At 60.7% G+C, this 20,013-nt stretch carries 20 protein-coding genes; 6 read left to right on the top strand and 14 right to left on the bottom strand.

Annotated elements, in window-relative coordinates; genetic code table 11:
- The first annotated feature begins 138 nt into the window (after positions 1 to 138).
- From Tal182_RS07655 to Tal182_RS07645, 3 genes are all read left to right on the top strand, one after another.
- Entirely contained in the window at positions 139 to 2,043 is a 1,905-nt protein-coding gene (locus Tal182_RS07655; RefSeq protein WP_085859052.1) for an EAL domain-containing protein, read from the top strand.
- Between the two features lie 146 nt (positions 2,044 to 2,189).
- Positions 2,190 to 2,831, top strand: coding sequence for an HD domain-containing protein (locus tag Tal182_RS07650; RefSeq protein WP_085859050.1), 642 nt, complete (start codon positions 2,190 to 2,192; stop codon positions 2,829 to 2,831).
- A gap of 28 nt (positions 2,832 to 2,859) precedes the next feature.
- Positions 2,860 to 3,711: an MOSC domain-containing protein gene (locus tag Tal182_RS07645; RefSeq protein ID WP_085859049.1), complete on the top strand. Its 852-nt coding sequence runs from the start codon at positions 2,860 to 2,862 to the stop codon at positions 3,709 to 3,711.
- Positions 3,712 to 3,845: 134 nt separating this feature from the next.
- Here Tal182_RS07645 and Tal182_RS07640 read toward each other — a convergent pair whose 3' ends face one another.
- The 12 genes from Tal182_RS07640 to rpoZ form a co-directional block, all read right to left on the bottom strand.
- A complete protein-coding gene (locus Tal182_RS07640; RefSeq protein ID WP_085860880.1) occupies positions 3,846 to 4,841 on the bottom strand; it encodes an aldo/keto reductase in 996 nt (331 codons plus the stop codon).
- A 99-nt stretch (positions 4,842 to 4,940) separates the two neighbouring features.
- Complete coding sequence (gene recO / locus Tal182_RS07635; protein WP_085859047.1) at positions 4,941 to 5,711, bottom strand: DNA repair protein RecO; 771 nt, start codon at positions 5,709 to 5,711, stop codon at positions 4,941 to 4,943.
- A 124-nt stretch (positions 5,712 to 5,835) separates the two neighbouring features.
- Positions 5,836 to 6,321, bottom strand: coding sequence for a response regulator (locus Tal182_RS07630; RefSeq protein ID WP_064801528.1), 486 nt, complete (start codon positions 6,319 to 6,321; stop codon positions 5,836 to 5,838).
- Between the two features lie 102 nt (positions 6,322 to 6,423).
- On the bottom strand, positions 6,424 to 7,176 hold the full coding sequence (locus Tal182_RS07625; RefSeq protein ID WP_064810006.1) for a Crp/Fnr family transcriptional regulator: 753 nt from the start codon (positions 7,174 to 7,176) through the stop codon (positions 6,424 to 6,426).
- A 148-nt stretch (positions 7,177 to 7,324) separates the two neighbouring features.
- The gene (gene era / locus Tal182_RS07620) at positions 7,325 to 8,266 is read right to left on the bottom strand and encodes a GTPase Era (RefSeq protein WP_064810005.1); all 942 of its coding nucleotides are present in this window, start codon (positions 8,264 to 8,266) and stop codon (positions 7,325 to 7,327) included.
- A gap of 7 nt (positions 8,267 to 8,273) precedes the next feature.
- The gene (gene rnc, locus Tal182_RS07615) at positions 8,274 to 8,993 is read right to left on the bottom strand and encodes a ribonuclease III (RefSeq protein WP_064801525.1); all 720 of its coding nucleotides are present in this window, start codon (positions 8,991 to 8,993) and stop codon (positions 8,274 to 8,276) included.
- Complete coding sequence (gene lepB, locus Tal182_RS07610; RefSeq protein ID WP_085859045.1) at positions 8,990 to 9,733, bottom strand: signal peptidase I; 744 nt, start codon at positions 9,731 to 9,733, stop codon at positions 8,990 to 8,992. The genes rnc and lepB overlap by 4 nt, the downstream gene beginning before the upstream one ends.
- A gap of 156 nt (positions 9,734 to 9,889) precedes the next feature.
- Positions 9,890 to 10,294: a holo-ACP synthase gene (gene acpS / locus Tal182_RS07605; RefSeq protein ID WP_085859043.1), complete on the bottom strand. Its 405-nt coding sequence runs from the start codon at positions 10,292 to 10,294 to the stop codon at positions 9,890 to 9,892.
- A gap of 37 nt (positions 10,295 to 10,331) precedes the next feature.
- Positions 10,332 to 10,922 (bottom strand): DUF2062 domain-containing protein, encoded by a 591-nt coding sequence (locus Tal182_RS07600; RefSeq protein WP_085859041.1) that lies wholly within the window; start codon positions 10,920 to 10,922, stop codon positions 10,332 to 10,334.
- Positions 10,923 to 11,077: 155 nt separating this feature from the next.
- A complete protein-coding gene (locus Tal182_RS07595; protein ID WP_011424721.1) occupies positions 11,078 to 11,227 on the bottom strand; it encodes a DUF3563 family protein in 150 nt (49 codons plus the stop codon).
- 196 nt (positions 11,228 to 11,423) lie between these two features.
- On the bottom strand, positions 11,424 to 13,658 hold the full coding sequence (locus Tal182_RS07590) for a bifunctional (p)ppGpp synthetase/guanosine-3',5'-bis(diphosphate) 3'-pyrophosphohydrolase (RefSeq protein ID WP_020920869.1): 2,235 nt from the start codon (positions 13,656 to 13,658) through the stop codon (positions 11,424 to 11,426).
- Between the two features lie 142 nt (positions 13,659 to 13,800).
- Positions 13,801 to 14,205, bottom strand: a complete 405-nt coding sequence (gene rpoZ, locus Tal182_RS07585) for a DNA-directed RNA polymerase subunit omega (RefSeq protein WP_011424719.1) — start codon at positions 14,203 to 14,205, stop codon at positions 13,801 to 13,803.
- Positions 14,206 to 14,503: 298 nt separating this feature from the next.
- On the opposite strand from rpoZ, the gene Tal182_RS07580 reads away from it, so the two are divergent.
- Entirely contained in the window at positions 14,504 to 15,085 is a 582-nt protein-coding gene (locus Tal182_RS07580) for an NYN domain-containing protein (protein ID WP_064801515.1), read from the top strand.
- A 39-nt stretch (positions 15,086 to 15,124) separates the two neighbouring features.
- Here Tal182_RS07580 and smpB read toward each other — a convergent pair whose 3' ends face one another.
- Both smpB and dapA read right to left on the bottom strand, forming a co-directional pair.
- On the bottom strand, positions 15,125 to 15,604 hold the full coding sequence (gene smpB, locus Tal182_RS07575) for an SsrA-binding protein SmpB (protein ID WP_004675044.1): 480 nt from the start codon (positions 15,602 to 15,604) through the stop codon (positions 15,125 to 15,127).
- A 93-nt stretch (positions 15,605 to 15,697) separates the two neighbouring features.
- Positions 15,698 to 16,582 carry a 4-hydroxy-tetrahydrodipicolinate synthase gene (dapA, locus tag Tal182_RS07570; RefSeq protein ID WP_085859039.1) on the bottom strand — a complete coding sequence of 295 codons (885 nt, stop codon included), beginning with the start codon at positions 16,580 to 16,582 and terminating at the stop codon, positions 15,698 to 15,700.
- A 213-nt stretch (positions 16,583 to 16,795) separates the two neighbouring features.
- On the opposite strand from dapA, the gene Tal182_RS07565 reads away from it, so the two are divergent.
- Entirely contained in the window at positions 16,796 to 18,871 is a 2,076-nt protein-coding gene (locus Tal182_RS07565; RefSeq protein WP_085859037.1) for a lytic transglycosylase domain-containing protein, read from the top strand.
- Between the two features lie 126 nt (positions 18,872 to 18,997).
- Entirely contained in the window at positions 18,998 to 19,900 is a 903-nt protein-coding gene (locus Tal182_RS07560) for an alpha/beta hydrolase (protein ID WP_085860879.1), read from the top strand.
- Positions 19,901 to 20,013 lie beyond the last annotated feature (113 nt).

The following is a 20,013-nucleotide window of genomic DNA, read 5'->3' as shown; positions in this document are numbered from 1 at the left end:
CAGGCATTACCCCATACGTCACTCATAAAAATTAATTTCAATGGTTTCTCTCAGAAAGGTTTTCATGTCCAATATTTTGAGGCACGTCCATCAGACGATGACGGCTTTTGCTATTGCCGTCAGCCAAGATGCTTTTCCATGAAGGCTGAAGCGCTCTTCTGGCGGCAATGTACGGAGGCTGTCATGGCCGACGGATCAATCGACGCGCAGCGTCTGATGGAGCTGGTGATCGCAACGTATCACAGTTATGAAAGCGATTATGAGGCAATCGAGAGAAGCGCGGAAACGCTTCTGAGGGAAAACCAGACGCTGAAAGGGAATCTATCGGCGCTCAGTCAAGCGTTCGACGGACAGAAAAAACTCTTCGAGATCGTCCTGAATAACCTGCCGCTCGGCCTCAGCGTTTTCGATGCCGGCCAGCGGCTGACGCTTTACAATCTCCGCTTTCCTCACCTCTTCGGCCTGACACCGGAAGACGTCGCCGCGGGCGCGACGATCGCCGAACTCATCGGCAAAATGCGCGGCAACGAACGCACTGCCTCCAAACCCGTCCGGCAGACAGCACGACCTTCTCTCGCCAAGACAGGAAGCAGCAGCATCCGCCGGCGCGAATGGCAGATGCATGATGGCCGCATCATTCAGAGCGTGGTGACCATCCTCTCCGACGGCAGCAGCATCGCCATTCATGCTGATATCACCGAGGATCGAAAGGCGGCCCAGCGCATCACCTATCTCGCCCATCACGATCCCCTGACCGGTCTTCCCAATCGGATGTATTTCCGCGAGCAGGTCGATGCGACGCTCGCCGAGCGCAAGCCGCACGAGCAGATCGCCCTCATCCATCTCAATCTCGACCGGTTCAAATCGATCAACAACACGATCGGGGTGTCGGTCGGCGACAAGATCCTGCAGCAGGTCGCGGAGCGGATCCGAGCCTCGGCCGGGTCGGAAAACATGCTGGCGCGCCTTGGTTCGGACGAGTTCGCCATCCTGCAGACGGGCAAGCAGCAGCCTAGAAACGCGACGGCGCTGGCCGACCAGATCCGCCGCGAGCTTTCCGAGCCATTTCTGAACGGCGAGAAACGGGTGACGCTCAGCGTCTCCATGGGTATTGCGATCGCTCCCGAGAACGGCGGGGAAACCGATATCCTGTTGAAAAATGCCGGCGTGGCGCTGTCGCATGCCAAGGCGGACGGACGCAAACGCGAGCGCTTCTTCACCGGAGAAATGGAAGCGCAGATGCAGTTGCGCCATGCGCTGGAGGCAGATCTACGAGCCGCGGTCGAGAATGAGGAATTCGAATTGCATTACCAGCCGCTCTACGATCTTGCCGAGCGGCGAACCTGCGGTTTCGAAGCATTGATCCGCTGGAACCATCCGGTGCGAGGCCGCGTGCCGCCGATGGATTTCATTCCGCTTGCCGAGGAGGTCGGCCTTGTCGTCGATATCGGCCGCTGGGTTTTGCGCCGGGCCTGCAGGGATGCGGCCCAATGGCCGGAGAGCATCAAGGTCGCAGTCAATGTTTCGGCGATCCAGTTCCGCAGCGGCAACCTGATGCAGGACGTCAGCGAAGCGCTTGCCGCCGCCGGGCTGTCGCCATCGCGGCTCGAACTGGAAATCACCGAGAGCGTGCTGATGGAGAACCTCAGCGAGGTGCTGCCGATTCTGCATGCCCTGAGGGACAGCGGCATCCGCATCTCGATGGATGATTTCGGCACCGGATATTCCTCTCTGAGCTATCTCTCGAGCTTCCCCTTCGACAAGATCAAAATCGACAAATCCTTCGTCAACGACATCGTCGACAATAAGGAGGCGCATGCGATCATGCGCGCAATCATCCTGCTCGGTGATGCGCTCGGCATGCGCGTCACTGTCGAAGGTGTCGAGACGGCCGCCCAGTTGGCGCTGCTCGAATGCGAGGAATGCGACGAGATCCAGGGCTATCACATCAGTCCGCCGCGCCCGGTCCGTGACGTGCCCCATCTTCTCTGCCTGCCGCCCAAGAGCGGCGGCGCGACAGCTTTTCCGACGCTCGAGCGCTGACCTCCTTCGATTGCGACTCGCACGTTAAGCCGCTACAAACCGGCTTCGAGATCCCTGGGTTTCGTAGCGGAGTTGCTTCCTGTGAAGCTCCCTTCGCTTTCGGCCGGCGCTCTTCGACGTTTTTCCTTCCGACAAGAGGTGGCGCAATGTTCGAGGCCGAAGCCTTCTCCCCTCATGAAACGCTCGCAGCGGCGCTGATCGCACACGCGGCCGAAGGCGACGACGGCTCACACGATCTTGCCCATATCCTGCGCGTCTTCAGGAACGCCATGCGCATCCATGCGGGAGAAGGCGGAGATGGACGGATCCTTGCCGCCGCGGTGCTGCTGCACGACTGCGTCGCCGTCGAGAAGAATTCACCGTTGCGGGCAAAAGCGTCGGCCTTGGCGGCGGAAAAGGCTTCGGTGATCCTTTCCGAACTCGGCTGGAGCGAAGCGGATATCGAAGCCGCCGCCCACGCCATCACCGCTCATAGTTTTTCCGCGGTGGCGCCGCAGACGCTCGAGGCGAAGATCCTGCAGGATGCCGACCGGCTGGACGCGATCGGCATGGTCGGCGTCGCACGCTGCTTTTATATCGGCGGGCGAATGGGATCGGGGCTCTACGATCCGTTCGACCCCGCGGGCGCGAACCGGCCCCTCGACGACAAGCGCTATGCCATTGACCACTTCCAGACGAAGCTGTTCAAACTGGCGGAAGGATTTCAGACCGAGACCGGCCGCCGGATCGCGGCCGCGCGCGACAAGAGCCTGCGCGACTTCCTTTCGGCCTTCATGGATGAGATCTAGTTTAGGGAACGAGATCCAGGAGAACAGCATGCGTATCAGCGACCTCTTCATCTACCCGCTCAAGAGCGCCCGCGGCATTGCATTGCCTGCCGCCGAGGTCGACGCCTATGGGCTTGCCGGCGACCGGCGGGTGATGATCACCGACCCGCAGGGTCACTTCATCACTCAGCGCGAAATGCCGGATCTCGCGCGCATCGCAGTACGAGCGGAACCAGGCACCTTTCGGCTGCTGATGGAAGGAAAGATTGAACTGTCGGTGCCGCCGCCTCGGCCTGGATTCCGTATGGATGTGACCGTTTGGAAATCGACCGTCAGCGCTGCCGTCGCCGATCCCGACAGCAACAGGCAGATTTCCGAATGGCTTGGTCGCGAGGTGCGGCTGGTCTTCTTCGACGGGCAGGCACGGCGGACGGCGAGCGCCGAATGGGCCGGCGAAGGCTCGCCCGTCACCTTTACCGACGGCTACCAGACTCTGATAACGACGACGGGCTCGTTGAAGGCACTGAACGCCGATCTCGCCGCGCATGGCGAAGGCAGCGTCGGCATGGAGCGTTTCCGTCCGAACATCGTCATCGACACCGATGAGGCCTGGCCGGAAGATCGCTGGGCGGCGATCGAAATATCAGGCGTCCGTTTCGATCTCGTCAAACCTTGCTCCCGCTGCATCATGACCACGCAGGACCAGTGGACCGGTTCACGCGAGGGGCCGAACCCGATGCCGGCCATGGGCCGCATCCGCATGTCTGCCGACCGGCGTGTGCCCGGGCCACTCTTCGGCTGGAATGTCACGCCACGCGGCAGCGGACGGATTACGATCGGCGACGAGGTGAGGATCATCGAGGCTCGACCGGAGGGCTGGGCGATAAAGGTTCGCGCATGAGGGTAGGTCGAATTGCGGAAGGGCTGAGGGCGCTTTGTCCCTTATATCGCAACATTCTCCCTCATTCCTGTCCTCGGGCTTGACCCGAGGGATGTCACAGGAATGAGGGAGCGTGGGGAGAGTTTCACCGGCTCTCACCCATGTCCGAGTGCGGCGTCGATCGCGGCCATGATCTCGGCCGAGAGCGGTCCCTTTTCCAGCGCACCGGCATTTTCCTCGACTTGGGCGACGGTGCGGAAGCCCGGAATGGGAAAATTGCGCGGCGACCTCGCCAGGAGCCAGGCGAGCGCCCCCTGCGTCAGCGTGCGACCGCCCGACGTCAGGAGATCGCGGACGGCATCGAGCCTTGCGGCAAATTCCGGGGCCATGCGCCCGTCCTTGAAATAGACCATCCAGGGGAGTGCCGCGCCGCGGACATCCTTGGCGCCCACTGCCTTATCGGCGGTGAACTTGCCGGTGAGCAGCCCCATGGCCAGCGGACCGCGATTGATGGAGATCAGGCCCTTCCCTTCGATCACAGAGATCATCTCCGGCACCGGATCGAAGACGTTCATCGTATGCTGGACCGAGACAAAGCCGGCGCGGCCGGCATGGCGGGCGGCGCGATCGGGATAATCGGTGCTCCAGCCGAACGCGTCGATCTTGCCTTCGGTCCGCAGCGCCTCCAGCGTATCGAAGACGGCAACCGACTCTTCCAGCGGAAAGTCATTGATGTGAAACTGCAGGAGATCAAGACGGTCGCGCTTGAGACGGCGCAGCGATGTCTCGACCGAGCGGCGAATGAAAGCCTCATCGGCGAAGGCGCCGATTGCCTGCTTCGTCTCCGGATCGGTCGCGAAGCCGAATTTGGTGGCGACGATGATATCGTCACGATTGCCGACCGCCCGGCCGAGCACCTCTTCCGAATGGCCGGCGCCGTAGTTCGAGGCGGTGTCGAAGAAGCGGATGCCGAGGGCGATAGCGCGATTGATCGCTTCGACGGATTCATTGTCGTCGACTTCGCCCCAGCCAAGCGGCGTGTCACCGGCGTAGAAAGGGCCGCCGATTGCCCAGCATCCCATGCCGAGGCGCGGAATTTCACGGCCGTTCCAGAGCGTAATCGTCGTCGGTGATGCGGTCTTGGTCAGCATGGGATCCTCCTTGATTGGCATTTTTCAAGAAATAGGTGCCGCCCATCGGCGGGTAAACCGCCAAATCCGGAGAATGTTTTGCAGCAGTAAAAAACCAGGTCAGGCGGGGACGCCGTTCGGACCGGAAAGCGTCCGCGAGGCTGGATCAAGCGCCCTGAGCGCGGCCCGCACGAAACCGTCACGGGCTGCCGCAGCCTCGATGCCGCGCGGCTCGTAAACATGGCGATGCAGGAAGAACCCGGTCAGACGGAACGCGGCTGCAAGGCTGTCGAAGTCCGCCGCGTGATTGCCTTCGACGCCGAGGAAGGGCGGCAGGATCAGCATCTTGTCGGCCCACGGCGCGCCGGCGCTACGACTGACGGCGCGGCCGGATTTCGGCGAGACATAGGCGAGATCGGAGCGGGCGCCCGTCGCCGCGCATTCGGCAAGATCGAGACCGAAGCCGAGATCGTTCAGCACCGCCAGTTCGAAACGTACGAAAAGCTCACCGGCATCGGCCGGGTTATGCAGGTGATCGAGGATCACCTGCAGCGCGTCGAACAGGTGCGGATGCGGGTCTCGCTCCGGCAGCAGCCGCAGCAGAGCGCCCATCGCCTGGACGCCGTAGACGGCGGTCGCCGTTTCCATCAGACGGGCGGCGCGCAGCGTCACAGGCTCGACGCGGAATTCGCCGAGATGTTCGTCGAGCCGGGCGCGCCAGACGACCTCGACGGCATTGCCCGGCTGCAGCACCGGCTGCATGGCGCGCGAACGGCCGGAACGCACCAGGCCGAGATGACGACCACGACCGCGCGTCATCACCTCGGCGATGACGCTCGTCTCGCCGTGGCGTTTGACGCCCAGAATGATTGCGTGGTCCTGCCACTGCATAAAAAAGTCCCTGCGGCCGATTGGCTCATCTTAGCCGATCGGACCGAAAATCGGAATCGATATCAGAAGAGCACGATGTCGATCGAGAGTGCTCAAGCAGGTCTGGCATTTGTCATGGACCGCGTCAGCCCGCAGCCTGCAGAAGCCTCTGCAGGAAGTCGCTCATTGCCTTTTCGTCGAACGGCTTCACCAGGAGCGGTATGTGCTGAAGGTCGCACGGGAAGTCCCGTATGTCGGAATAGCCGCTAACGAAACCGAAGGGGATGCCGACATCGAGGAGATGACGGGCAAATCCGAAACTCGTACCCTCGCCCAGGTTGACGTCGAGAAGGGCGAAATCGTATTTCTCCGCGGCGATGGCAGCTCTCGCCTGTTCGAGACTGCCGACGATATCGATGCTCTCGACGCCGGCCAGCCGCAGGATATCCTCCGCCTCCATCGCAATGATCAGACTGTCCTCGAGAACCAAAACACGCAACGCGTTCATGATTCCATGCCCCTCGTGGTGCGCCTTTCGCAGCGCCCCGGTCGTTTCGCCAACATCATTGCCCTCCGGTGCCCCGCATGGCACGCTATCGGTGAATTCCGCCACCAGTTCTGAATAAACCATTTTTCTGCCCGGTCGATAAGAATCAAAATCGGAGGAAAGATGACGACCGACCTTATTTTCTCAAATGCTAAACTGCATTTAAAAAAGACATAGACGCTTCTGCTAAATGAAGGGACGCTTGCCCTCTCCAAGCCCCTCCCAGCCGGCGATCGCCATCAACTCCTCACCGTTTTGAACTTCGCAGCCGCGTTCCTGCCAGCGGATCAGACCACGTTCTCCAAGCTTTCTCAGGGTCTTGTTGGTGTGAACGATGGAAAGACCGAGAGTGTCGGCGATATGCTGTTGAGTGATGGGGATGAATTTGCGGCCGTTGAAGAGATCGAGCTTCCTGCCGCGCTCATACAGGAAAGCGATCAGATAGGCCGCTCTTTCCAATGCAGTGCGGCGACCGATGCTCAGGAGATGCTCATCCAGTATTCGTTCTTCGCGCGCGGCAATCCAGGTAATGTCGAAGGCGAGCGAAGGATGTTTGTTGTAGAGCGTCATCAAACGATCACGCTCGAAGACACAAAGGGAAACGGGTGAAAGCGCTTCAATGGAATGCTGCATTTCGCCGGCGATCGTTCCCTGCAGACCGATCAGGTCACCAGGCATGATGTAATTCAGAATCTGCCGGCGACCGTCCTCCAGCATCTTATAGCGGAAGCCCCAACCGGACAGCACGGTGAAAAGATGAGCGCTGTGGGCGCCTTCGACGAGGATGGTGGAGCCGGCATCGACGGCAAGTTCGCCGCGCTTGAAACGCGAAACGAATTCCAGCTCGTCGCGGCTAAACTCCCTGAAGTGCGGCAGAGGCCGCAATGGACATAGCTCGCAAGGAGTTTTGAAAGAATGGATGCGTTTCGACGTTGCCATGCCTGCCCTGCAGTCGCGCAAACGACGACGCGTCCGGCGCGCGCCGTCAACCGAGGAATGCGCAAGGCTCGGATTCGTTCCGCAACGACACGGATTTTTTCCTAAGAAACAAGGGACTGGAGGTCGCCCGGTAAAATCGTTGCCATCCTTATTTGGGGAATTCGAGACCCATTTCGCGGAACCGCTCGGGATCATCTCCCCAGTTTTCGCGAACCTTGACGAACAGGAAGAGATGGACCGGCTGCTCCAATATTTCCGACAATTCCTTACGGGAGGCGGTCGAGATTGCCTTGATGGTTTCGCCACCTTTGCCGAGGGCGATCTTCTTCTGGCTGTCACGCTCGACATAGATCACCTGCTCGATGCGCACCGAGCCGTCCTTGCGCTCCTCCCACTTTTCCGTTTCGACATGCGAGGAGTAGGGAAGCTCCTGGTGCAGGCGCAGGAACAGCTTTTCGCGGGTAATCTCGGCGGCGAGCTGACGCATGGGAAGATCGGAGATCTGGTCTTCCGGATAGTACCACGGCCCCTCCGGCAGGGTGCTTGCCAGATAGTCCATGACGTCGTCGCATCCTGAACCGGTTTCGGCCGAGATCATGAAAGTGCGCTCGAAAGCGACCTTCTCGTTGGCGCTTGCGGCCAGCGCCAGCAGATCCTCGCGGTTGACGCGGTCGATCTTGTTGAGCACCAGGATCTTCGGCTGCTGAACTTCCTTCAGGCCCTCGAGGATGGCTTCGGCGTCACCGCGCAAACCGCGCTCGCTGTCGATCAGCAGCATGATCAGATCGGCATCCTTGGCGCCGCCCCAGGCAGAGGTTACCATGGCCCGGTCGAGCCGACGGCGCGGCTTGAAGATGCCGGGCGTATCCATGAAGACGATCTGGGCATTGTCGTGAATGGCAATGCCGCGGACAATCGCGCGCGTCGTCTGCACCTTGTGACTGACGATCGAGACCTTGGCGCCGACGAGGCGGTTCACCAGTGTCGACTTGCCGGCATTGGTCGGCCCGATCAGCGCGACAAAGCCCGAATGCGTCGGGCCATGGCTTTCTGCAGCAGCGTCGGCCGCGATATCTTCTTCTTGTGTCATTGTCCCGTCAGTTTCCGGCAGACGATTGCTGCCAAATGCCTTCACGCTCGAGCATCTTGGTCGCCGCAACCTGTTCGGCGGCACGCTTCGACCGCTCTACGCCGGTTTCCGGCCTTATGCCAGCAACTTCCACCGTCACCTTGAAACGCGGATCATGATCCGGTCCGCTGCGTTCATCAACCCGGTAGATCGGCGTGACGCCGAATTTCGCGTGTGACCATTCCTGCAGCTCGGTCTTGGCGTCGCGCTTGGCGCCGTCGGCCCTGACCGCCCTGCCCTGCCAATAGCGCAGGATGAACCGCCGGGCGACTTCGAGACCACCATCGAGATAGATCGCGGCGATCAGGCTCTCGACGACATCGGCGCGCACGTTCATCATGCGCTTGCCGGTCAATTTCTTCACATCGGCGCCGGTGCGGATATAAAGGTGGAGATTGAGTTCGTCGGCCACCGCGGCGCAGGTTTCGGCGCTGACGAGCTGGTTGAGACGAACCGAGAGCTCGCCTTCACCCGCCGTGCCGAAGGTGCGGAACAGAAGCTCGGCGATGCAGAGCCCGAGGACCCTGTCGCCGAGAAACTCCAGCCGTTCGTAGTTGCCGCCCTTTTCCGTACGCGCGCTGGCATGGGTCAGCGCCCGGTCCAGGCGTGCCTTTTCGGCGAAGTCATGGCCGATCAGGCTTTCGAGCTTTGCGCGGTCCGCCGCAGAAAGCGTCTGCGCCTTGCTCATTCAACGACCTTGAAAAGGCGGTCCCAGCGCATGTTGGTCGGCCACTTCCAGATTTCGCGGAAAGACGTGTCGTTGCCGAGCGAGAAGAAGATCACACTGGCGCGACCGACAAGATTTTCAGCCGGCACGAAGCCGACGTCGAAGCGGCTGTCGAGCGAGTTGTCGCGGTTGTCGCCCATCATGAAATAATGGCCTTCCGGCACGATGAATTCGCGGGTGTTATCGCCGCGCGACACCGGCGACTGGTCGAGCGTGTCGTAGGTCTTGCCGTTATCAAGCGTTTCGCGGAATACCGGCACGTCCTCGCCCGGATCGAGCTTGTAGTCCGAGGTGAAGCTGCCATCCGCCACCTTCGGAACAGGCTTGCCGTTGACGTAGAGGACGCCGTCGGTGACCTGGATATGATCGCCGGGCAGGCCGATGCAGCGCTTGATATAATCGACATCGGGATTCGGCGGGAAGCGGAAGACGACGATTTCGCCGCGCTTCGGATCCGAGCCGAAGATGCGGCCGCTGAAGAGATCAGGCGAGAAGGGCAGCGAATACTTCGAATAGCCGTAAGCGAACTTATTGACGAAGATATAATCGCCGACGAGCAGCGTCGGCATCATTGAACCGGACGGAATGGTAAAGGGCTGGAACAGCACGGTTCGGATCACCATCGCCAGAATCAGCGCCTGAATGATGACCTTGATATTTTCCCAGAGGGCGTTCGGCTTGGTATCGACTTTTTCGGACACGCAGTCTCATTCCTTCAAGACGCCGTAAAGGCGCAATTCTTTCTGCCGTTCTCTCTAGCGGCTTCGGCCGGTTGCGGCAATGGCGACAACATGAAAAGCGACGAGAGGTCGCGATCAACGCTACCGAGGTCGCGATCAACGCTCCCGAGGTCACGATCAGAGGCTCTCGGGCAACGCCTCGATGATGACGAAGGCCTGCGCCAACGGATAATCATCGGTTATTGTCAAATGAATGGCGGGCCGATGGCCCGCGGGCAGCATCGACTTGAGGAGTACGGCGGCGGCACCGGTCAACTGCATGGTCGGCTTGCCGCTCGGCAGGTTGACGACGCCCATATCCTTCCAGAAGACGCCCTGGGCTATGCCGGTGCCGAGCGCCTTGGAACAGGCCTCCTTGGCGGCGAAACGCTTGGCATAAGATGCGGCGCGGTTTGCCCGGTGGTCGGAACGGGCACGCTCGATCTCGGTGAAGCAGCGATGGGTGAAGCGCTCACCGAAGCGCTCGATCGATTTCTCGACACGACGAATGTCGATCAGATCGCTGCCAATGCCGATGATCATGCCGGAACCTTCCGTCGCCTAAGAATTCTGCACCGGTTCATACGCTCGGCATGTCGCCGGTCGGACCCGCCAGGCGCAGGCGCGCCCGCTCCATCAGCCGCGTGCGGCGGCGCGCCTGAAAACCCTTGACGGTGTAGAACGTCAGCGCATAGAGCGCAACGGCGGTCACGGTTCCCGGCGGAATGGCACCGATCAGCATCGGCTCCAGCACCGGCCTCCACAATTCGGTGAAGTTCAGCTTGTGAAAGAGCGCGGCGAGATCCACCGCCTGACCGGCCAGATGATCCTCACGGCTCAACAGCAGATGGCCGATCTCCCAGGTGATACCCCAAATGAATGGATAGGTCAGCGGATTGCCGAAGGCGGCGCAGCCGAGAGCCGCGGCCACCATATTGCCGGAGAGGAAATAGGTGATGACGAAAGCCATGACGAAATGCACGCCAATGAACGGCGTCCACGAAACGAAGACCCCCGCGGCGACGCCGGCCGCAACCGCATGCGGCGAAGCGCTCAGGCGCAGGATGCGCATTGTCAGGTAACGGATCGGGCGAAGGAAACCTTTTCGGGGCCATAGAAGCTCCCGCATCTTTTCCTTGAAACCAGCAGGCTTGCGACGGCGAAACAACATGGCCGCTATTTAGTGCAGTGCACCGGACCATGACAAGAGCGGCAAATGGTACCGCCCGAAACAGCCCCCTCATCTTTCTTGCAAAGGAGCGTCTTCATACCGAGGGGCGCTCGCTATACGTAACGTCCCTCACTCGACCAAGTATAAAGGCGGTATCAGCGATTGCGGAACAGACCGCGATCGACCTGACGCTGACGAAACTCGAGATCGATACGATCCAGCGAGCCGTTCAGATAGGCAATTTCACGTTCCTGTGTGGTCGGAGCGCGAAAGGCGCGAGCAATTTTCCTGATAGGATCAAACATTACCTTGTCTCATCTTCTGTTTGCGTTTTCGATGACCAGAAGATAGTCGTGCCGGAGGTTAATTACCACCGCCGCAACATGGACACAGCTATGCACTCAGCGCATTCCTTGCCTTATTGCTGCGCCGTCACAATTATAAACCGATCATAAAATGTGCATTTTTGTCGATCAGGCCCATGGCAGGCTTAACAAAAGCCTACTCATAGAGTCGTCGGACCGTGGCGATGCAATCCAGTTCCTTCATCTGGGCGAGCAGCTGGTTGAGTTGCCGCAGGTCCCACACCTCGACTTCGAGCATCATCTCGGTGAAATCGGCGGCCACACGCACAGTATTCAGCATGCGAATATTGACGTCGAGCCCGGCGACGGTCTGGGCGACCTTGGCAAGCGTGCCGGGCTCATTCAACGCATTCACCATGATACGCGCCATGAAACGCGATTTGTTGGCCTCGTCGAGATCCCAGCGCACGTCGATCCAGCGATCGGGCTGATCGTCGAAACGCTGCAGGCTCGGCGACTGGATCGGATAGATGGTGATGCACTTGCTCTGATCCATGATGCCGACGATGCGGTCGCCGGGCACGGCGCCGGTCGAGGCGAACTTGACGTCGACGTTGCCGGACAGACCGCGGATCGGGCCGACATCGACATCGGCATCGAGTTCCGAATGGGCACCTTCGGCCCCTGCCTTGGCCTTGCCAGGAATCTTGAAGATCATGCCCGCGGCGCTGCGGACATTGAACCAGCCATCATCGCCGGAAGGCTTGACGGTGACACGCTCGTCCTGGTGGTCAGGATAGACGGCGCGCAGCACGTCGAGTGAGGACATCTCGCCGCGGCCGACGGCGGCGATCGCATCCTCGACATCCTTCTGGCCCAGGCGGTGCAGTGCCGGCTTCATCGCCTCCCGCGAGAAAATCTTGCCGGCCCGGTTGAAGGTGCGCTCGAGAATGCGGTGGCCGAGGCCGGCATATTGCTTGCGGATCGCCATGCGGGTGGCGCGGCGGATGGCCGCCCGCGCCTTGCCGGTGACGACGATCTCCTCCCAGGCGGCCGGCGGAACCTGCACGCCGGAGCGGATGATCTCGACCTCGTCGCCATTTGCCAGCCGCGTCACCAGCGGCATGATGCGGCCGTTGATCTTGGCGCCCACCGTCGTGTCGCCGATATTGGTGTGCACCGCATAGGCGAAATCGATCGGGGTGGCACCACGCGGCAGGGCAATCAGCTTGCCCTTCGGCGTGAAGCAGAAGACCTGATCCTGGAAGAGTTCGAGCTTGGTGTGCTCAAGGAATTCCTCAGGGCTGTCACCTTCAGCGAGCGCCTCGATCGTATGGCGCAGCCAGGAATAGGCATTGGATTCGCGCGAAAGAATGTCGCCATCGGCATTGGTGGCGCCGTCCTTGTAGAGCGTGTGGGCGGCGATGCCGAACTCGGCGATTTCGTGCATGCGCTTCGTGCGGATCTGCAGCTCGATGCGCTGGCTGGAGGGGCCGACGATGGTGGTGTGGAGCGAACGGTAATCGTTCTGCTTCGGCGTCGAGATATAATCCTTGAACCGGCCGGGCACCACGCGCCAGCGCGTGTGGACGATGCCGAGCGCCCGGTAACAGGACGGGATGTCCTCGACGATCAGACGGAAGCCGTAGACATCGGAAAGCTGTTCGAAGGAAAGCGACTTCGACTGCATCTTGCGAAAGACCGAATAGGGCTTCTTCTGCCGGCCCTTGACATAGGCGCTCGTCAGGCCGCTTGCGACCAGCAGGTCGCGCAATTCGGCCTCGATCTTCTTAACGATGCCTTCGTTGCGCTTGGAGAGCTCTTCCAGCCTTTTCGTGACGGTCTCGTAGGCCTCCGGGTTCATGTGCCGGAAGGAAAGCTCCTCGAGTTCCTCGCGCATGTCCTGCATGCCCATGCGGCCGGCGAGCGGCGCATAGATTTCCATCGTCTCCTCGGAGATGCGGGCACGCTTATCGGCCGACATGTGATCGAGGGTGCGCATATTGTGCAGGCGGTCGGCGAGCTTAACGAGCAGCACCCGCACGTCATCTGATATGGCGAGCAGAAGCTTGCGCAGGTTCTCCGCCTGCTTGGCCTTCTTGGTGACGAGATCGAGCTTCTTTATCTTCGTCAGCCCCTCGACCAGGCGGCCGATATCCTCACCAAAGAGTTCGTCGATCTCGGCGCGCGTCGCCGTCGTATCCTCGATCGTATCGTGCAGAAGGGCAACCGCGATCGTCGATTCATCGAGATGCATATCGGTCAGGATGGCGGCGACCTCGAGCGGATGGGAAATATACGGGTCGCCGCTCGCGCGTTTCTGCTGGCCATGTTTCTGCATGGCGTAAACATAGGCCTTGTTCAGCAGTGCTTCATTGGCATCGGGCTTGTATTGCTGAACCCGCTCCACGAGCTCGTACTGCCGCATCATTCCAAAGCCACTCCGACAAAAATAAAAGCGCGCCAATCAACGATTGGCGCACACATGGGCAATAATATGCCTAAGCAATAAAGGCGCAAGATTGACGATTGGTAATCGTCGCTCTTTTCCGGATCAGATCCGGTCGAGACGCTTAATAATCGTCGCTCTTTTCCGGCGGCACGAGGCCCTCGATACCGGCAAGCAGCTCTTCTTCCGACATCTGGTCGAAAGTGATCGTCTCCGGCAGGTCGTCCTGCTCCTCGCTGTCAGCGGCAGCAGCGCCGCCGGCGGCGATCATGCTGGCCGGATCGGGCTCGGGCTCGTCGACTTCGACATGCTTCTGCAGCGAATGGATCAGATCTTCCTTGAGATCATCGGGCGAAAGCGTCTCGTCGGCGATTTCGCGCAGCGCCACGACAGGATTCTTGTCGTTGTCGCGATCGATGGTGATCGAGGCACCCTGGGAAATCAGCCGGGCGCGGTGGCTGGCGAGCAGAACCAGCTCGAAGCGGTTCTCCACCTTGTCAATGCAATCTTCAACTGTGACACGGGCCATTGCCTGTCCTTTACGGTCGTCATTTCGGGATTAGCACGCCCGATACAATTAAAACCGGGCAAATACAAGTTTTTCGTTCCGGCTCCCCTCGTCTTTATCCGCGGCCGAGCTAAATTTCCATGGAGAATGTGACAATTCCACCAAAGGTTGCTTGGAATATGCGGAATCGTGCCCTAAATCTCTCTTATATGAACAGATGGTAAAGTAAGCATCAGATCAAAAATCACAATAAGCCATTGTATTTATTGAAATTTGATGCCCCGCGAATTTCGATTTCTCTCATTGGAATTGGTAAGCGATGTTTGACCCACGCGAAAAAATTGCACTCTTCATTGACGGCGCCAACCTCTACGCTGCATCCAAGAGCCTCGGTTTCGACATAGATTACCGCAAGCTCTTGAAGGCATTCCAGAAACGCGGCTACCTCCTGCGCGCCTACTATTATACGGCGTTGATCGAGGACCAGGAATATTCATCGATCCGTCCTCTGATCGACTGGCTCGACTATAACGGCTATAAGGTCGTCACCAAGCCTGCCAAGGAATTCACCGACTCCATGGGCCGGCGGAAGATCAAGGGCAACATGGACATCGAGCTTGCGATCGACGCCATGGAGCAGTCGGAAACCGTCGACCATCTCGTCATCTTCTCCGGCGACGGCGACTTCACGAACCTCGTCGAGGCGCTGCAGCGCAGAGGCCGCAAGGTCTCGGTGATCTCGACGATGGCGACGCAGCCGCCGATGATCGCCGACGACCTGCGCCGGCAGGCCGATCATTTCATCGACCTCTTGTCGCTGAAGGCTGAAATCGGTCGCGATCCCGCGGAGCGGGCGCCGCGCCCGGTCGAAGTCGCCCCGGCCAGCGATTTCGGGGAGTAATCGAAAGCGCCGCGAGCCGATCGGCTGCGGCGCGATGGGTTAGCCGTTATCCTTCAACAAGCGGCTCTTCTGCCGGTTCCAATCGCGCTCCTTCTCGGATTCGCGCTTATCGTGCAATTTCTTGCCCTTGGCGAGCGCAAGCTCCATCTTCGCCCGACCCCGATCATTGAAATAGATCTTCAGCGGGACCAGCGTCATGCCTTCGCGGTTGACAGCTGAACGCAGGCGATGGATCTCACGGCCCGACAGCAAGAGCTTGCGGCGCCGGCGCGGTTCGTGATTGAAGCGGTTCGCCTGCAGATATTCCGGCAGGTAGGAGTTGATCAGCCAGATCTCGCCATCCTCATCCGACGCATAGGATTCGGCGATATTGGCCTTGCCTTCGCGCAACGACTTGACCTCCGTGCCCTTCAGCACGAGACCTGCCTCATAAGTATCGATGATCTCGTAGTTGAAGCGGGCCTTGCGGTTTTCGGCCACGACCTTGTTCACCACACGCTGGCTGCCTTTGGGGGCCATGACGATATTCCCTTCGGGGCGCGAAAAGCCGCGCCCTCATTGACTGTCCTTATGTAAGGGAACGACCCGGCCTTGTGAAGGTGGCCGGTCTCCTCAGTTCAGCAATCCTGCATGACGCATGGCGGCGTCGATCGCTGCTTCGGTTGCCGGCTCCAGGGTCGAAAGCAGCGGCGAGCGGACATTGCGGCTCATCCGGCCGAGCTTGGACAGGCCGTATTTGGCGCCGCAGAGACCGGGCTCAAGGAAGATCGCCTTGTGCAGCGGCATCAGCCGGTCCTGATATTCGAGCGCGCGGGCGTATTCACCGGCCAGCGTCGCGGCCTGAAAATCGGCGCAGAGGCGCGGGGCAACATTGGCCGTCACCGAAATGCAGCCGACGCCGCCATGGGCGTTGAAACCGAGGGCTGTCGCGTCCTCGCCGGACAATTGTCTGAAGTCCTTGCCGCAGGTGATGCGCTGCTCGGAGACACGCTCGATCTTGCCCGTCGCGTCCTTGACGCCGACGATGTTGCTGTGCGCCTTGGCGAGAGCACCCATCGTTTCCGGCGTCATGTCGATCACCGAACGGCCGGGAATATTGTAGATATAGATCGGCAGGGCGACGGCCTCGGCGATCGCGGAAAAATGCGCGATCAGACCCTTCTGCGTCGGCTTGTTGTAATAGGGCGTGACGACGAGCACGGCGTCGGCGCCGACCTTTTCGGCATGCTGGGCGAGTTCGACCGCCTCACGCGTATTGTTCGAACCGGCGCCGGCCATGACCGGAACGCGTTTTGCCGCCACTTCGATGCAGAGTTCCACGACCCGCTTGTGCTCGGCATGAGACAGCGTCGGCGATTCGCCGGTCGTGCCGACCGGAACGAGACCGCTGCTGCCTTCCTTGATCTGCCAGTCGACATGGGCGGCGAAGCTCGCTTCGTCGATCAGTCCGGCATCGGTGAAGGGGGTGACGAGGGCGGGAATGGACCCATTGAACATGCAAAGCTCCTCACGACCAAATCCTTGCTTCGGCCGCATTCCATGAATATTTTGCGCACCATAGAGCGCCGAAATCATCGCGACAAGCGCGGAGAGTTCGGTTTAGGGCAAATTCCGATAGCAGATGTGAATGAATTTTACCTGGTACGGTAAGGTTTCGTTAAGATGCCTCTAGCCAAATGGGCGGGGCGTGTTTTCGTTGCGAGATCCCGGATGAAGAAAGCTGTGCTGATTCTGACCGCCTTCGGCTTTGTTGCCGCCGCGTGGGGCAGCCTCGCGTCGCCGCTTCCCGGCGAAAGCGTTCCGACGCCTGGCATCAAGCCGATCGGCTTCGTTCCCGAGACCTCGATACCGGAAGCGCTGACCACCGGCGCCATCCCGCGCAATCCGGCCGTCGCGCCGGTCGCCAATGATCTGAAAAGCGGCCTTGACGCGCTTTCCGCCAAGAATCCGCAACTGGCCATCTCGATCCGCGACAGCCTGCGCGACGATACGCTCGACCGCCATATCCTCACCTGGGCGATCGCCGTCTCCGGCTTGAAGGGCGTTCCCTCCTATGAAATCGCCAGTGCCGCGCAGGAGCTCAAGGGGTGGCCCGGCCTTTCCAGGCTGCGCGCCTATTCCGAACGTGCGCTCTACGACGAAAACCCCGCCCCGTCGGCCGTGCTCGCCGCTTTCGGCGATACCGCGCCGGAGACGGTGCAGGGCGCCGTCATCCTCGGGCGGGCGCTGACTGCGTTAGGCAAGCAGGCGCAGGCAGCAAAATATATCCGCAAGGTCTGGCGCACCGAGGCGCTCGACAAGGCGAGCGAAGACAAGATCCTCCTCGAGTTTTCCGCCCTGCTGACGCCAGCCGACCACAAGGCGCGGATGGACTATCTGATGTATCGTGGCCGGGTGGCGCAGGCCAAGCGCTTCGGCGATATGGGCGAGGTGCAGTCCCTCTACAAGGCCTGGGCCGCCGTCGACGCCAAAGCTGCCAATGCCGACGCGCTGCTCAATAGCGTCGAGCCGAAATGGCGTGGCGATGCCGGCCTGCTGTTCGCGCGCATCGAATATCTGCGCAAGCAGGACAAGTATGCCGAAGCAGCGGCGCTTCTGGAAAAGATGCCGCGCGAGCCGGGCGAACTGGTCAATTCCGGAGAATGGTGGAACGAGCAGCGGATCGTCAGCCGCGGCCTCGTCGATCAGGGACAATTCAGACCGGCCTACCGCGTCGTCGCAAGTTCCGCGGCAACCAGCCCGACTGATATCGTCGAGGCCGAGTTCCATGCCGGATGGTATGCGCTGCGCGGACTGCAGGATCCGACAACGGCAGAAAAGCATTTCCGCAAGATTCTGGCGACATCGAACGGCCCCATCTCGGTGTCGCGCGCCTGGTATTGGCTCGGGCGGGCAGCCGAGGCCGGCGGCCCCGGCAACTCCAGCGAATTCTATGGCAAGGCCGCGAATTTTCCCGGCACCTTCTATGGGCAACTCGCGGCCGAAAGGCTTGGACGCAAGACGCTCAACGTCAGCTATCCCACCCCGAGCGCAGCCGACCGCCAGAGTTTCCAGGCGCGCGAGGCCGTGCAGGCAATCGCCCGGCTCGAGGCAGCCGGCCATGGATGGCGGGCCGACATCCTCTATCTCGCGCTCGCCGATCAGCTGCAAAGTCCCGGTGAACTGGCGATCCTTGCGGCGCAAGCCGAGCAATCAGGCAATCATCATCTGTCACTGCAGGTCGGCAAGATCGCCTATGGCCGCGGCATCGACGTCGCCGCGCTCGCCTTTCCCGTCGGCGTAATCCCGGCGAATGCCAATATCTCCGGCTCCGGCAAGGCGCTCGCCTACGCGATTGCCCGGCAGGAAAGCGCCTTTAACCCGGCCGCCGTTTCGGCGGCGAATGCTCGCGGCCTGCTGCAGCTTCTGCCCGGCACGGCCCAGGCGGTGGCCAAGCGCCACAACATCACCTTTTCGAAGGACAAGCTGACGGCCGATGCCGGTTATAATGCGACCCTCGGCGCGCATTATCTCGGCGAGCAGATCGAAGCCTTCGGCGGCTCCTACATCCTCACCTTCATCGCCTATAATGCCGGGCCGAAGCGGGTGCCGGAATGGATCGGACGCTACGGCGACCCGCGTGGCAGGCCGGTCGACGAGATCGTCGACTGGATCGAGCGCATCCCCTTCCCCGAAACGCGCAACTACGTGCAGCGGGTGATGGAGAATTACGAAGTCTACAAAGCCCGCCTCGGCCAGCCGGCGGATATCGAGCGCGACCTGATCGGCGGACGCAGCGCCTCCTGAAGCCGTTTGGCGCGGCTTGAAAAGCAGGCTGGTCTTTGTTTTGCGCATGTTTTTATCGCAAAACCGCTGCACACTTTTGCGAGACATGCTCTACACCTTCTGGATCAGACAGGTCTCGAGGATGCGATGCCGGATATGGATGCAGGCGGTTTCCAGGAACGATTTTACTCTTCCCCCGATGGGCTGAGGCTTTATGCACGCGACTACCGGCCGGAGGAGGCGGCAGCCGCCGAACGGCTGCCGGTGATCTGCCTGCCCGGCCTGAGCCGCAATGCCCGGGACTTTCATCCGCTTGCGCTGCTTCTCAGCCGCGACAGAACAGGCCCGCGCAGGGTGATCGCGCTCGATTCGCGCGGGCGCGGAAATTCTGCATGGGATGAGAACAAGGCCAATTACAATCTTGCCGTCGAGACCGGCGACATCATTGCCGCCTGCACGGCATTCGGCATACAGCGAGCGATTTTCATCGGCACCTCGCGTGGCGGCCTGATCCTGCATTTGATCGCGGCGACACGGCCGGATCTTCTCGAAGCCGTGGTCCTGAACGATATCGGACCGGCGATCGAGGCGAGAGGGCTGGCGCTCATTCGCGACTACCTCAACAGCGGCAAGGCGCCGGCCGACTGGAAAGAGGCGGCCGATCTATTGCGGGAAAATCACGGCGCCTCGTTTACCGCGCTTACAGGCGAGGACTGGCGCGAAATGGCGCTTGCGCTATATCGCGACGTCGGCGGAAGGCCGGTCGCCGACTTCGATCCGGCGATCGCCGAGGCGCTGAGATCGATCGATTTCAGCCAGCCGCTGCCCGATCTCTGGGCACAATTCGAAAGCCTGAGCCGCTTTCCGCTGATGCTGATCCGCGGCGAAAATTCACCGCTTCTTTCCCAAAAAACCGCGGGCGAAATGGCCCGACTGCATCCCGGATTGATCCTTCATACCGCCGGAGGGCAAGGACATGCGCCCCTCCTCCATCTCGGCAATATCCCTGCAGCAATTCGCGCTTTTCTCGCCACTTTCCCGGTAGGCTGATTAATCGGAATCGAATGCGGCTCCCGCTGCTACCCAAACGCCTTGGGGGCGGCTGCCTGGAATCCTGGCGCGCCATCCCCTCCCCCGGCCTGTGCCGAAGGCCCTCGCCTCCG

The organism is Rhizobium sp. TAL182 (assembly GCF_002117725.1).
Taxonomy (GTDB): domain Bacteria; phylum Pseudomonadota; class Alphaproteobacteria; order Rhizobiales; family Rhizobiaceae; genus Rhizobium; species Rhizobium esperanzae.
The sequence above is the reverse complement of the archived record's forward strand: the minus strand, read 5'-3'. Positions and strand labels throughout refer to the sequence as shown.